General features: G+C 68.4%; 8 protein-coding genes and 1 tRNA gene. 3 read left to right on the top strand and 6 right to left on the bottom strand.

Annotation, left to right across the window (positions count from 1 at the left end):
* Nucleotides 1-31 precede the first annotated feature (31 nt).
* The 5 genes from WMF34_RS42045 to WMF34_RS42025 all read right to left on the bottom strand — a co-directional run bounded on the left by WMF34_RS42045 (nt 32) and on the right by WMF34_RS42025 (nt 10,686).
* Nucleotides 32-1,369 carry a tetratricopeptide repeat protein gene (locus tag WMF34_RS42045; protein ID WP_157907287.1) on the bottom strand — a complete coding sequence of 446 codons (1,338 nt, stop codon included), beginning with the start codon at nt 1,367-1,369 and terminating at the stop codon, nt 32-34.
* Nucleotides 1,350-3,734, bottom strand: coding sequence for a hypothetical protein (locus WMF34_RS42040; RefSeq protein WP_012240806.1), 2,385 nt, complete (start codon nt 3,732-3,734; stop codon nt 1,350-1,352). Before WMF34_RS42040 ends, WMF34_RS42045 begins: the two co-directional genes overlap by 20 nt.
* A gap of 11 nt (nt 3,735-3,745) precedes the next feature.
* Nucleotides 3,746-6,388, bottom strand: a complete 2,643-nt coding sequence (gene tssI, locus WMF34_RS42035; protein ID WP_437991319.1) for a type VI secretion system tip protein TssI/VgrG — start codon at nt 6,386-6,388, stop codon at nt 3,746-3,748.
* A gap of 398 nt (nt 6,389-6,786) precedes the next feature.
* Nucleotides 6,787-9,213: a DEAD/DEAH box helicase family protein gene (locus WMF34_RS42030; RefSeq protein ID WP_437991318.1), complete on the bottom strand. Its 2,427-nt coding sequence runs from the start codon at nt 9,211-9,213 to the stop codon at nt 6,787-6,789.
* A gap of 465 nt (nt 9,214-9,678) precedes the next feature.
* Nucleotides 9,679-10,686, bottom strand: coding sequence for a hypothetical protein (locus tag WMF34_RS42025; RefSeq protein ID WP_437991317.1), 1,008 nt, complete (start codon nt 10,684-10,686; stop codon nt 9,679-9,681).
* Between the two features lie 628 nt (nt 10,687-11,314).
* Between WMF34_RS42025 and WMF34_RS42020 the strand changes: the two genes are divergently transcribed.
* Genes WMF34_RS42020 through WMF34_RS42010 form a run of 3 tightly spaced genes read left to right on the top strand, consistent with a single transcriptional unit; the run spans nt 11,315 to nt 14,373 of the window.
* Nucleotides 11,315-12,112 (top strand): hypothetical protein, encoded by a 798-nt coding sequence (locus tag WMF34_RS42020; protein WP_437991316.1) that lies wholly within the window; start codon nt 11,315-11,317, stop codon nt 12,110-12,112.
* Between the two features lie 34 nt (nt 12,113-12,146).
* Nucleotides 12,147-12,563 carry a PAAR domain-containing protein gene (locus WMF34_RS42015; RefSeq protein ID WP_437991315.1) on the top strand — a complete coding sequence of 139 codons (417 nt, stop codon included), beginning with the start codon at nt 12,147-12,149 and terminating at the stop codon, nt 12,561-12,563.
* Between the two features lie 10 nt (nt 12,564-12,573).
* Nucleotides 12,574-14,373, top strand: a complete 1,800-nt coding sequence (locus tag WMF34_RS42010; RefSeq protein ID WP_437991314.1) for a hypothetical protein — start codon at nt 12,574-12,576, stop codon at nt 14,371-14,373.
* Nucleotides 14,374-14,516: 143 nt separating this feature from the next.
* On the opposite strand, the gene WMF34_RS42005 is transcribed toward WMF34_RS42010, so the two are convergent.
* Nucleotides 14,517-14,613, bottom strand: a tRNA-Ser gene (locus WMF34_RS42005).
* Nucleotides 14,614-14,617 lie beyond the last annotated feature (4 nt).

The raw sequence follows: 14,617 nt of genomic DNA, 5'->3' as shown, positions 1-14,617 counted from the left end.
CGTCCTTTTCGCTCACGTTTGCCCTCCCTCGTCACGGCGCGTCCGCGTCGGGCGGGACGGGCCTCTTCAGGCGGCGCAGGTTGTCGCACGACTCTTCTCGATAGGGGCACACCGCCTTGAAGAGCTCCACCGCCTTCTCGACGTCCTTCTGCGTCCCGCGGCCGGTCTCGTACATCTCCGCGAGCCGCTCGCAGCTCCTCAGCCAACCCACGACACGCATGTCAATGCGGCAATTTATCTGCAGGACCTCGAAGATCTTCTTGTCGATCTCGGGCCCGCTGCCCTGCTTCCTGAGGCGGTTCACCGTGTTCCAGCACGAGAAATCGCGGCCGTGCTGGCAGGCGGCCATGTCGAAGAAGGCCGCCTTCTCGGGGTCCTTCGGCACGCCGTTGCCGCGCTCGAACAGGTCCGCGAGCTCCTCGCATCGCTTGAATTCGCGACCGACGACGCATGCGCGGTAGGTGAACTCGGCCACGGCCTCCGGTCCTTGCGGATCGAAGCCGTTCTTGTCGACACAGCCCATGGCCCACGAGCACCTCTCCCCATGGCCATCGCGGCACTCGGCCTGAGAGAATTTGCACAGCTTGACGCCGAGCTCTTTCGTCATACGGCTCTTTTCAGCAGGCGACTTGTCCTTCCAGGGATAGCGGAGCACAGGCCAACACGCGCTCATCTCACCGGCGTCGCACAGCGCGAGGAGCCTCGCCGCGATGGCCTCCGCTCGGGATTTGTCTTCGCCCCGCTGAGCGATCCCCATCAACGTGGAGCACGCAGCGACGTTGGACGCCGCGCAGGCATCTTCCGCCGTCTTTTGCGCGGTCTTGCCCACGGTGTCCCGAAAGATGTTGAGCTCCTCCGGATGGCGGAGCACATCCAGGGCGAGGGCGAGGCAGCCCTGCTGTTCGCCGTGCTCGCAGGCCATCTTGTGGTGAACGGCCTCCACCAGCGCTTCCGTCGCCTTGATCGGCCAGTCGTGAAGGTGGTAGGACTCGCCCGCGAAATCCATGCACGCCTTGGTGTTCTTGCCTTGGCATGCCTTCGTATACAGAGCATCCGCGCGGGACGCGTCCTCCGCGACGCCGAAGCCGTGGAGGAAGAGGGCGCCGGCCGCGCGGCAGCCGTCCAGGTCCCCCCGTTCGCACCGCGAGAGGTCGGGCGCGGGATCCTCTGCCGGCGGCATGGAGAAGAGCTCGATGGCCGGGGCCTTCTCGGGCCCGGGGAGCGCGGCGCGCGGCGCCACCGGAGGTGGTACGAGGACCTGCCGCACCTCCGACGGCTTCGAGCGCCCGCTCGATGCGCCGCAGCCGGCGAGCAGGACGGAGAGGGCCGTCATGGCGAGGGCCGAACCTTCATGAAAGCGCATGAGCATCGTCATCTGCCTTGGGTGGGGCCGCGCCGTCCAGGAACATCGAGGGCGTGAGCGCGTCGATCCGCTCCTCGAGCCCTTTGCCGAAGCTCGGGTGCACAAAGATCTTATTCCAGGCGGTCTCTTTGAGCTTGTTCTCGATCGCCGGAGGCCACGCGCCGCCGGGCTCTGCTTTGCCTGAGCCCCCGGACATGTACTTCCATCGGCACTGGAGCTGCGACTTGCCCGCGTACTCCGGGTCCGGCATCCCGCTATTCGTGATCGCGACGGCGGGCAAGTACTGCTTGTTCAGGTTCAGGCCTCCCGTCTTGCCGAGCTCGTCCTTGTAGTTGGGGGCCACGTCCGACATGAACATGCTCAGCGTCATTTCGCGCCCGCCGTGCGCCCACATGGATCGGGCGAGGACCCCGCGCGGAATGAAGAAGATCACCCACGGCTGCAGGTTCGTGAAGCCGGGGGTGTTCCGGATTCCCCAGAGCATCTGTGCGATCGTGTAGTTCTGCTCCGGCGAGCCTCCGTACATGCGCGCGAGTCGGCTCACATAGAGCACGTCGTCCGGTGTCATGGCCGCCTTGCTGGGCCGCCGCGTGAGGACAAGGCGAAACAGGCCGACCGGGCGCGCCTTCTTGATGAAGGCGGCCATCTCGCCGAGGTCCTCGGGAGGAGGTGGCGTGACGCCCGTGCCGCAGAAGCCGAGCATCTGCCCGGGGCCGACCTTGCTCTGCGCGCTGCCGTCGACGATGCCGGCCTGCATGAAGGCGATGAGCGCTCCGCGCCCAGGGCTCTCTCGGCTCTCCGCCTTGATCTTCGCCCAGAAGTTGGAGCCGTTGCCGGTGTCCATGAGCTGCACGAGCGGCTTGTCCTTGTGTACCCGGAGGACGTAGTGGATGTGTGATCCGTCGAGCTGCTTTTTGAGATCGATCACGACGGCCTTCGTGCTGGTGTCGAGCGCCAGCGTCTTCTGGTGCTCCCATTCGCCGAGGTCCTTCTTCAGTTTTTCTTGCATCTGAGCGCGCTTTTGCTCCGCAAGCACCGTCTGTCCACCTTTCTCGAGGATCCGGATGTCCCTAAGAAGCCCGGCGTCTTCCGTCGGCTTGGCGAGGTCCAGCTCTCGCTGATAATCGGGGGCGACCCTGCCTTTCTGCGAGTAGGCGCTCTCGACCTCCTGTACGCCGGGCGTCTTGCGCGCCGCGAAGTGTTTCATGAGGACCTTCTCTCGAATGCATTCGTCCTCATACCTGCTCAGATAGAGCGTGACCTTCTGGGCTCCGGCGTCGGGATCGAACACGAAGATGGTCCCTGGCGCGAGCGGCGGCGAGAGACGCCTGGCGCGCTCGACCTGGAGCAGGTCCTCGTAGGGGACGGGCGGGGGCGAACCACCATTCGCCTGCCCCGCGCTCGCCTTGTCTTCATCGCCGGCTGCGGGCTGGAGCGTGTACCAGCGCCCGCCCTGCGGAGGTGGTTCATCACCGGGCGCCGCTGGCTTTCCCGAGAAGATGGCGAAGCCACCGGTTGCGAACTGGGCCGCGTAGCCGATGCTGTCCAGGTGCTCGATGCGAAAACCTCGTGTCAGGGCTCCGTAGGTCGCGAGGTGCTGGCAGGCGACGACGATGGGCACGGCCGGATCGGTGTTCTCCTGCTCCTTCCAGCGGGGTCCCACCGGGTTCGCGAGTAGCTCGCCGCCGACGAGCGGGCCCACGACCGGCGGCTTGTCCTCGGGCGCCTCCGAGCCACCGGAGGGGCTGAGCGACGCGTCACCCGAAGGCGCAGGTTCGCCCAGATCGTCCTGAATCGGATCCGGGTGCAGCCAGGAAGCAACATTGTAGCACCCGTAGATGTGCTTCTGGTTCTTCGTGGGCCGCGCCAGCTTGCTCCGGTACCGCCGCTGGATCCGGCTGAAGATGTACGACTCCCAGTTCTCGGACGCCGGGAACGGAGACGCTTTCTTCCTCGTCCCCATGTCGTAGGAGCCTCCGAGATTGCCATACGTGGCGCCGAAGAGGATCTCCGTGACCGCCTGGGCCCATTGCTCCTCCTTCGGGTCCGCGCACCAGTTCATGAGCGGCCCGGCCTGCGTGAGCCACACCTGATCCATCGGAAAGGCGTGGATCCGCTGGTCGATCCACGCGAGCACATCGCCGATCGTCTCCGGCTGGTAGATCGCGCCCTCCGGCACCTCGTGGCGCACCGGGCGTACCCCGTCGTCGCCGAACTCGGCGCCGTCCGGCGCCCCCGCGGCCATGTCGTTGATCGCGACCGTCAGCCGCGGCGGTTCGTCCCCGTAGGGGTACGCCTCGGAGAGCTTCGTCAGGAAATCCCCAGCCGGCGCTTGCGCCGGCCCACCACCGCCCTGGTTCCCGTCGGCCATCTCGATGCTCCTCAGCTGCCGTGTACGCGCACGAGCTCGCCCGCCGTCTGCGCGTCGAGCTCCCCTGACTCCCCGAGCTCGTGGTCCTTCTGGAACCACGCGAGCGCCGCGCGGAACCCCTTGTCCGCCGGAGGGTCCTCCTTGATCGCCCCCTCGTAGTAACCGAGGTTCTTCAGCCGTCGCAGCGCCCCCTCCACCGTCGTCGCCTCGGGCAGCGCGGCGACGCGCACTGTCCACTTCTTCCTGGGGCCCGTCGGGTACTTCCCTGGCCACATCGTGATCTCGACGAGCTGCGCCGTCTCCGGGATCTCCACCGCGATCGCCCCGTCCACGTCCGTCTCGCCCTCGAACCGCCGGCCCTCGGCGACGAGCTGGTAGCGCTTGCCTCCGTACGGCTCGAGCTCCTCGTCCGTGAGCTGCACGTTGAACGGCTTCGTCTTCTCCTCGTCCTCGTCGCCGCCGGGCGGCGGCTCGTCGCGCGAGCAGTTGAGCTTCACTAGCTTGCCCCACAGCGCGGCGTCCTCGTCGAGCTCCAGCGCCGCGTCGGTGGAGAACATGCGGATCTTCTTGGCGGCGAGCTCCGCCTCTTCCCCGAGCGACAGGGTCGGTCCCTTGCCCGCCAGCGAGAGCGCTTGCGCGCCGGCGATCTCCACCCTGCCGGCCATGATCCGGATCCCCTCCGGGCTGATCTCGAGGGAGCTCTCGCCCGCGGAGAGGGTGAGGCTCCCCTGCGTGATGAGGCGCAGCGACTTCGAGCCGCCGAGCACCAGCGAGCCCGAGACGTTGATCTGCGCCGCGCCGGCGTCGTCGCCCGTGCCGACATCGATGCTGTACTCGCCCGTGACGCGGAGGATGGACGGCCCCTCGACGGTGAGGACCGAGCCGCCGAGGAGGTTGGTCTTGTCAATCCCGTCGACGCGCAGCGCGCGGTCGCCGAGCACGTGCTCCTCGCTCTCGCCGAAGACGCGGACGCTCCTCCGGCCCTCGACCTCGAGGTCGTCGTCGCGACGAACCTTCGTGAGCCGATCGCCCGTGTCGAGCGCGTCGCGGCTGGCCACCGTGACAGAGCGGTCGCCCCCGACTCCGACCCGCTGATCGGTCCCGACGTGGACGTCGAGCTCGCGCTCGGCGCGCAGGTGGACGAGCTCGCTGCCCTTTCGATCCTCGAAGCTGAGCTCGTTGTGGCCGCCGCCGTTCGGACTGCTCCGCGTCTTCACGCCGCTCCGGGTCCTGGCATCCGGGAGCTGGAACGGCGCGCGGTTCACCGCGTTGGCGACGCAGCCGGTGACGATCGGGCGATCGACGTCGCCGCCGAGGAACGAGACGACCACCTCCATGCCGACGCGCGGGACGAACTGGGTGCCGAAGCCGCGCCCCGCCCAGAGCTCGGCGTGGCGGATCCAGCACGAGCTCCGGTCGTCCCCCTGGCCCTCGCGATCCCAGTGAAACTGGACCTTGATGCGCCCGAAGGCGTCGGTATGCACCTCCTCGCCCGGCGGGCCCACGACGGTTGCGGTCTCGACGACCTGCTGGATGCGCCGCGGCGCGGGGCGCGGTCGGACGCAAACCGTGTCCGGCGCGCAGGCGAAGCGGGCGCGGTAGGTGGGCGAAGCGCCCGAGATCTGCGGCGCCTCACCCTCGTGGTCGACGCGCGTCACGACCCAGCCCCGGTCGTACGCCGCGACGTCGTGCCCCTCCAGGAAGAAGCGGTGGCCGGGCACGAACCGCCGGCACGCGGTCTCCCCGCGGGCGACCACGGCCTTCCGGCGCAGCTGCTCGAGCCGGATCGTCGCGTCCTCGCGAGCGACCTCCACCTTCTCGTAGTCGCCATGGTGCTCGTAGTGCTCGTACCGGCCGTCCTCCGGGCCACCATCGAGCTGCGCCGTCCTCGCCGACGAGGAGGGGTGGAACAGCGGACGTTCGAAGTCGTAGTCGCGGACGACGGCTGCCGTCGGCCGGACGGAGCGCGCCGCGACGAACCGCTGGACGTGGTCCTCGCCGGGCGTGAGGGCGCCGGTCCCTGCCGACGCGCTCCTGTGGAAGAGCCGCGGGGCGCCGGGGATCGGCGGATAGATGCTCGCGTCGTCGCCGATCACCATCCGCTCGGCGTCGGCGCTGGGGTCGTGCTCGAAGTAGTAGAAGAGCCCTTCCTCCGCGAGGAGGCGCGTCACGAAGTCGCGGTCGGTCTCGCGGTACTGCACGCAATAGGCGCGCTTCGGAGAGGCGCGGACCCGCGCGAAGCGGCGTGGGATGCGCCATTCCTCCAGGACGAGGTCGACGATCGCGTCGACGGTCCTGTCCTGGAAGATGCGGCTCGCGCGGCGCCTGCCGAGCAGCGACAGGCGCGAGGCGAGGCGGAGCCGGTACGCGCTCCGGCCATCGTCGAGCGCTGCGCTCCACGCCACGTGGGTGCAGACGCCGTGAAAGACGCGGAGCGGAGCGCCCTCGCCCTGGAGCGCGAGATGCATCGGCTGCTCGAGGATCTGCGGCTCGAAGGCTGCCGGATCGGCGAACGGCACGGCAACATCGATGTCGACCCGGTAGCCGCGCGAGATGGACTCGCGACCGCGAAACGCGAGCACTGTGAGGTCTCGCGCGGCGAGAGAGCCAGCGCGAAGCTCGAAGGTGGATGGATGAGGCGCCCCATTCGACATGAAGCGATCCCTATATCACGACCGAGAGTCGTCCTCCCGGCGCCAGCATCTTTCTCACGCGCCGGCCTCCCACGGCAGGTCGCATCGGCGAAGGTGAGGGAAGAAAAGACGGATTGGGGGCGCACCGCACACCCGGAGCTCGCGCGGCAGTGGAGGAGCGAGGCGCACAGTACTGGTTTTTGCTGCCTTATTCGCCCGACTTGTCGCCCGTCGAAAGCTGCGGCGGGAAAACAAGGAGGCCATCCGTACCGCCGCGCCGCGCTCGGCGCGCCAAGTCTACCAGGCCATGGGGCGTGCCATCGGGCAGGTGACCGAAAAGGACGCCGAAGGTTGGTTCCAGCACGCTGGTTACATCCGCTCGCAGCGCCGTCGGTGCACGGCGGCGCACCGACGCCATGCTACGCTCGGACGTCGTTCTCGCGGTCCGCCGGGAAGCGAAGGACCTGGAGCTCCGGCGGGCTCAGATCGCCCTCGGAAGCCACGAAATCGAACCAGCCCTGGTGAGCCGGCCGCAGCGTGGCAGGCCGGTAGCCCATCCGGAACAGCTCGCCGGCCGTCGGGCGCTCGCCGCGCGCGTCGCGCAGATCGCGGTACGCGCGCTCCACTTCGCTCTTCCCGCGGGCAGGAAGCAGGCTGAGCAAGAGATCTTTGGCCTCGAGATCGAGGTCCACCGTGCAGCCTGGCGGCAGGCGCGCGGCGCGGATGCCGCCGAGGAAGTCGCGCAGATCGGACGGCTCGGAGCCGAGCGAGACCAGCGTCCGCACGCGGTCGATGAACACGCGGTGATTGCCCACGAAGTCGAGCACGGTGAGGCGCGCCTTCCCGTCCGCGACGCGCAGGCCGCGGCCGAGCTGCTGCAAGAAGACGACAGGAGACTCCGTGGGACGGAGCATCACCACGCGATCGACGTTCGGCAGATCGATGCCCTCATTGAAGAGATCGACAGCGCACAGCGCGTCGAGCTTGCCGGCGACGAGGTCCGCCAGCGCCTCCTCGCGCGGCGCCGACTCCGGACCGGAATGGACCGCGGCGATGCGAACACCTCGTGCGGCAAGGAAGTCGCAGGCATGGTGCGCGTGCCGGATCGAGCAGCAGAACACGAGCGTGCGCTCCCCCGGGTGCTCCTGCCACGCGCGCCACATCTGCTCGAGGCGCCGATCCGTGTCGATGGCCTTCTCCAGCGCTCCTGGATCGAACCGCCGGTTGTGGAAGGTGACAGCGCGGTAATCGGTCTCGTCCCTCAGGCCGAAATACGCAAAGGGGACGAGCAAGCTCCGCTCGATTCCGGCGCCGATGTCCGCCCGGTAGGCGACGTGATCGTCGAACAGCCCGGCGACATCCGCGCCGTCGGCGCGCTCGGGCGTGGCGGTCAGGCCGAGCAAGAAGCCCGGATCGAGCCGGTCCAGGATGGAGCGATAGCTCGGCGCGGTGCCGTGGTGAACCTCGTCCACGATGGCGTAGTCGAAGCTCCCCGGGGCGAGGCGCGCGAGGTGCTCGGGACGGGACAGCTTCTGCACCGAGGCGAAGACCACATCGCCGTCCAGCTCATTGGCGCTCCCAGCGCACCAGCCGAAGCGCGCGGTGAGGTCCCGCAGGAGGCGGCGGAAGGTCCGGGCGGCCTGGACGAGGAGCTCCTCGCGGTGGGCGAGCACGAGGACGCGCGGACGGCGGCCGTGGTGCTCGGCCCAGGCCTCGACGTCGAGCGCGGCGAGGTACGTCTTGCCGAGGCCGGTGGCGAGCACCACGAGCGCGCGGCGGCGCCCCTCCTCCGCCCGGCTCCGCTGCAGCGCGGCGAGCGCCTGGCGCTGGATGGGGTGAGGGGGAGGCGGGGGATCGATGGGCTCGGCGTCCTCCTCACCCGGCGGCAGGCCCACCGCGACCTGGCGCGCGCGACGAGCGTAGCTCTCGACCCAGTCGGCGGTGAGCGGCCGGGCGCGGGACCACCAGCGCTCGAAGGCGCAGGCGACGGCCCGGTAGGCGTCCGGATCGCGGTGGCGGTCGACGCGGAGGTTCCACTCGATGCCGGGACCGAGCGCGGCGCGGGAGATATTGCTCGATCCGACGAACGCGGCGCCGAAGCCCGCGCCCTCGAAGCGCCACGACTTGGGGTGGAACGAGCGGCTCGTGCCGGGGAGCGCGTCGACCTCGATCACGCGCGCCTCGAAGCTGCCCCGGGTGCCTCCGGCGCCCGCCAGCGCGGCGTTGCTGCCGGCCCAGTCGAGCAGCTCGGCGAGCGCCGTGGCCTGCGTGATGTGGAGGTAATCGCCGGTGACGAGCCGGACGCGAGCGCCGCGGCCGAGGGCTGCGAACACGTGGCTCTCCAGGACGTCGAGGCCGCTCTCCTGGACGAAGGCCGAGAGGATGGCCACGTCCGTCGCGCGCGCGAAGGCCGGCGCGAGGTGGCGCACGAAGGGGTCGTCGGCGCCCCCCGTTGCGAGCGGCGGGGCTCGCCCGGCGAGGTAGTTCCCCCGGCCCGGGATGACGTGGCGCACGCCGCCGCGCGGGTCGTCCACGTCGCCGCGGAAGCGTGGGATCACGTGGACGTGCAGGTGCATCACGGTCTGCCCTGCGGCCTCGCCGGCGTTGATCCCGATGTTGTAGCCGTCCGGGTGGAGCTCTGCGTCGAGGTGCCGCTTGACCGTGTCGACAAGCTCGAAGATCGCGGCGCGCTCCTCGGAAGTGGCGTCGAACCAGGTCGGGACGAGGCGGCGCGGGACGACGAGCGTGTGGCCGGGGCTGACCGGGAAGCGGTCGCGCAGCGCAAAGGCGAGCGCGTTGCTCGCCACCCAGGCGGACTCGGGGGCCTCGAGGAACGGGGAAGTCACCGGCCGGCGGATGGTACTTCGAAGCGGGCGCGAGGTGTCTGCTCGTCGCCGTCACGTGCTGCTTCTCGAGGAGCTCGATCATGGCTACCCCGGCAACCGTTCACGTCGACGTGGAGCTTCCTTCCGAGCCCGCCCGGCTCCGCCTCCCGGAGGGGGTCGATCGACGACTGCAGGTGCTGGTAGACAAGCATCATCGCGGGGGACGACTGGCAAGCGCGGACGCATTGAGGCACTTCCTCCATCCAGACAGCGCCTGGGTCACGGGCGGCAGTGCAGCCGATGCCTCGCTCACGGCCCACCACGGCAAGCCGCGCTTAGTCGTCCTCCGCGGCCTGTAAGCTTTTCCACTGCTTCGAATCCTTCACCGCCGTTCACGCGCCCTGCTGGGTCTTCTTCCACGCGTTGAGGTGGAGACGGTGTCTTCCAGGCACTCTCGTAGTTCTGAATGAACGCGAACGTTACTGCTCACCTCGGGAAGTCTCTCCAGGTCTGGCCTCGGAGCCTCTCCGCTAGATCGGCCGCATCGCTGGGCGCAAGCCTCTCGATGTCGAAGTACTGCTTGCTGTTCTGCATCCCGCCCTTGGTCGGCTTTCGGAAGTCGGTCGGATGAAGCGGGCCAAGCAGAAACACTCGCAGCGGGTCGGTGCCAGGGCGAAGCCGTACGCGCTTTGCCTCGGCGCGGGCCATGAGATCAGCGTCCGGCGTGTCGACGTGCTTCCAGCGCAACGTGCCACCACCCTCGCCGTCTAGCTCCACCACCGCCTCGATCAGCGCGACGTATCGGACGGCCTTGCCTTGATACATCCCAAAGTACTTCGCCCGCAAATGATTGTACGCGCCGCCCTTCGCCGGGCACACGTAGACGTTTTCCTTCGTGACTTCGCCAGGACGCCTGCTGCAGTTTACGACGTCGAGGCGGTGCTTCCAGCGCGGTAGCACTCCAACCTCGTTGAGGTAGGCTTCGAAGTCGTCCAGCGTGTCCGAGAGGTTCTTCGAGACCTTGTCCCTCGGGAGTGCATCGAGGAACTCCTCGAAGCTCACCGCGGCAAAGTAGATGCTACCCTGGTACTCGTCAGTACAGAGAGCCACGATGTTCGAGAAGCGGTTGTCGGTCAGCGCCTCGAAGTTCCCGAGGGCGACGAGAGCTTTGAGGCCGCTACCGTCCTCGTGGAGCGCCTTGAGGTGCTGCTTGAGCTGCGCATCGTAGAACCAGTCGAAGTTCTTCGTCTCGATGTATATCGTGAACGGCCTCTGAATGATGAGGCCATCGGGTACGCTTCCCTTCTTGCGCGTCTGCTGCCTGAAGTGCACGCCCACAACGTCCGCGAGCTCTTCATCAACGAGGTTACTCAGCACTTCGCCGAGAAACTTTGGATTCTCCTCGTAGATCATCCGCAGGACAAGAAGGCAGTAATTCGTCGTGCGGTTCTCCTTCTGGCCGTAGCCGGAGAAGAGCGTGATGTCACTGCCCATGCACCGAGCAGCATACACCGTCGGCCTCCTGATTTCCAGCTGATGAACCCTGAGGTAGGTTCGGCTACGCTGCTGCGACAAACACCGGGGGCGCGTGACTCTTGACGGTCCTGCACGTTGAGCGCCACGAGGGTAGCCCGCAGACCTCGGCACGACCGCGGCCGCGTATCGAGCGGCTCACGCCTGCATTCGATTCAGCATTCTTTCGAGAAATCGCCGCTGCGCGGCGTTTAGCCGAATCCTCGGCCGTCGCTGGCGGAGCTGGGCTTCCGCCTCGTTCACGTTCGCAGCTGCCAGCGAGAAGAGGCCAGAGAACAAGAGGCAAAAGGCGCTGGATGCTGCAGACGCGGCGCTGGCGGCAGCCAAGCAGGCCGAAACCGAGGCACAACAGGCGGCCGCGATGTAGGGCGACGCCGTGTCCCAGCCGTTCCGATCGGGTATCATGAGGCGCGAGATGAGTCGTCTTATTCTCCTTGGTCTGTTCGTTGCAGTCGGTGTGACCTCCTCTGCCTGCCGGCCAGCGGCGCGACAAGCCCAGCCCGAAGCCGGCGTCGCGCACGCCGCTCCTCGTCCGTCCGCAGCGTCGAGGGAGCAGGTCGGCCTATGTCCACCGATTCAGCGCGCCCGGGTGGCCACGTTCAATGAAGAACAGCGCACCCATGACAAGCGCTGGCTCTTGCCCGAGGTGGTGGAGAGTCCGCCCAAAGAGCCCGTGCAGGAGGACTCCGAGGTCCCGCTGGACGAAGCCAGCGCGCGGGCGCGAGGTGCCACCTCTAGCAACGATCCGGTGTGGATACTGGGCGACGGGGTTCCGCCGTGCCGGATGATGCCGGTGCAGTATCTGTTCCAGCGCGAGAGTTGGGGACCCCAGATCGCGAGGGTCGTGCGGGTGCTCGAGGGGGTGTGCCCTGAGCAGGGTCGGTCGACGCGGTCGGTCGCGTTTCAGCAGATCGAATCGCCGGAGCGGTGCCTCTTGCATAAGAAAGAGACATTGACCCAACGTGCTCCACCTGAAGGTCTCATTCCCCAGAAGCGTTGCGAAGAGCCGGAGTGCCGCACCATGGAGGCGGTAGGCGGCGGTGAACTACCCGGTGGTGGCGGAAGCGCGGTGCTCGAAGTTACAGCCACCTGGCTCTACCCTACGGAAGAGCATGAATGCTCCTGGGCGCATGACGACTTTTACGGCATCTTCGTCCAGGCGAGAAAGGGCCTGCCATTTGTCAAGATTCCCAACGTAGACAGCCTTTTCGGTGTCCTGGTCGACGATCGAGGGCTCCGAGCCGTGATCGCCGACGCACTATGGATCATGACCTTCGTGCCCATTGCGCCGTCTGGGCAACCGGAGAAGCCGCTCAGCGTGACGGCCCATGTGGCCCATCATGAGGAGAAGACCTGGAACTCGCTCGCGCCCTACTGCGGGCCGTGAGCCAGAGGTTGCCGCGAGAGAAGGAGAAGCAAGGATGCCAGCACATGGGCCGAAGGCGGGCAAGCCCGCGGCAAAGCAAGGGGACAAGGTCGTCGGCATCGACACGCACGTGGTGATGATCCCCTCGCCGGGCGGGCCGGTGCCCACGCCAACGCCGCTTCCCTTCAGCGGGACGTTGAGCGGCGATCTGAGCCGCGACGTCCTGATCGAGGGCAAGCCTGCCGCGATCCAGGGCAGCACCGCGGCGAATGCGCCCGCGCATGGTCCTCCAGGGGGCACGTTCCAGCGCCCGCCGTCGAATCAGGCTCGGGTCCAGGCGGGCAGCAAGACGGTGCTCATCAACAACAAGCCGGCCGCGCACCTCGGGGATCCGGCGATGACCTGCAACGACCCGGCCGACGCGCCGAACGGGAGCGTGATCGCCTCCGGGACCGTGCTGGTCGGCGACTAGGGTCCGGGGGATGGCGGCAGCCACGAAGCCCGCAGCAGGGGCGCAGGAAGCGAGCGAAGGGATCTCGCTGGCGCAGTACGCAGCCGTCAGGGCGGCGGTGACGGAGGGGTTCCCGCTGGCGGACGTGCTCGCGGTCGAGGGGCTCACGCCGCGTACGTTCGCGCGGGCCGATCTTGCCTGGAAGCAGCGGCTGGCCGCCGAGCCGGAGCTGCTCGCGGCCTACGAGCAAGAGCTGGCGCAGGCGGAGGACTGGCTGGATCGACGGGTCGAGCCGCTCGCGGGCGACCCGCCCGCCTGGGCGAGCTTCCTTGCTGTCTTCGCGGCGCACCCGGCCCCGTTCGAGCTGCTGCAGGAGAACGATCTGGGCATGAACGACGTCGCGCGACTCCGCCGCCGATGGGTGCGGCGCGTTGACGAGGACGCGAAGATCGGCGAACTCCTCAAGGATCTCCAGGCGAGACCGGGGAAGCTGGGATCGCTCCGGGTCGGCCCCCGGGTGCTGCAGCCGTCGAGGGTGGCCGAGGCGCGGGGCTCGGGGAAGGCGATCGCAGATGAGCACTCTGCGGCGAGACCGCTGGGCGAGCCCAGGCTGGGCCTGGCCGAGTACGCCGCGCTCTGCGCGGAGCTCGATGCGCTGCCTCAGCAACGCGAACGGGTACTGCGGCGCCACGGTCTGGCCGATGAGGAGATGCGGGGAGCGCTGGATCGGCAATGGCGGGCAGCGCTGGGGCGTGACGCGGCGCTGGCGAAGGACTTCGAGCGGCTCCACGCGCATCACGCGCGTCGGCTGGAAATGCTCCTCGCCCGAGCGCGGGAGGTCGGCAACGTCGAGCGCTCGCCAGCATCCGTTGCCGCCTCGTTCGCGCCTGCCGCGCCCGCTTCCGAGGCGACGGCCGGTCCTGGGGCGCCCCTCATGACCCCGGCGGCGCTGCAGGGCACGGGGCCCCTGCTGGATGTCCCCCGAGGCGCAGTGATCCCCTTCGTGCCCGCGCACGCCCAGCCCGCGACCGTGAAGGCAGAGCCGAAGCCTCCTCGCGCTGCGGAGTCGCTCACCGGCACCGCTCCCCTGCCCGACATTCCGCGAGCGCCGGAGCTGCCGTTCCCTCGATCGGGTGCGGCGAAGGTGGTGAAGCACCCGCCTCCCGTGATCGCGGAAACCGCACCGCTCTCTGACATTCCCCGCGGCCCCGCTCTCCCGTTCACGGCCGGAGCATCGGAGACTCCGGAGCCGTCCACATCGACAGCCCGGCCGCAGCAGCCGCGAGCTCCCTCGGAGGTCGCAGAGACGTCACCGTTACAGGCTCCCCCTCGCGGCCCGGTGATCCCCTTCACGGCAGCGGCCCCCACGAGGCGTGCCGGAGCTCTGGCAGCATCGAAACCCGTTCCGCCGGCCACAGCAGACCTCCGGGAAACGTCGCTGAACCTCGCAATTCCCCGCGAGCTGCTGACACAAACCACGTCCTCGCCGGCCCCAGTGACCGGAGCAGCCTCCCACACCGCCAAGGTACCGCCTCGTTCCGCGCCGTCGAGCACGGCCGGGGACGGAGGGACAGCGCCCCCCTCCGAGCCGCTGGAGACGATCCTGCCGCTCGCGCGGTATGCCGCGCTCTGCGCGGAACTGGCCCTGTCCCCCGCCATGGCCGAGTCGATCTTCCAGCGCTACGGCCTGGGTTCCAGCGAGATGCGATCAGCGGTCGATGCGGCCTGGAGGGAGCGGCTCCGAGAGCACCCGGCGGAGTACGCGAGGTGGCAGGACATGTACCAGCGCTACTACGCGCACTTCGCCAGGCGAGGTGCGCCCCCGCGGTGAACCTTCTCGGCTTCGTGATGCCGTACAGGTCTTCACCCGGCGATCGGCGTAGCCTCGGCGCAGCCGTATGAATGGCGTGCGAATGGACCCGCGAGGCTCACCAGGGAGCGCCCACGTTCCCCAACGAAATCTTCAATGGTTTCAGCGGAGGAGAAGGGATTCGAACCCCTGGTTGAGTTGCCCCAACGGCGGTTTTCAAAACCCGATGGGGGCCTCGGCGGCGTCGCGGGAGGCCTCCGCCCGA

Origin of the sequence: Sorangium sp. So ce145 (assembly GCF_051525985.1) — a bacterium.
GTDB classification, from domain to species: domain Bacteria; phylum Myxococcota_A; class Polyangia; order Polyangiales; family Polyangiaceae; genus Sorangium; species Sorangium cellulosum_B.
This window is presented reverse-complemented; position numbering and strand designations above follow the sequence as displayed.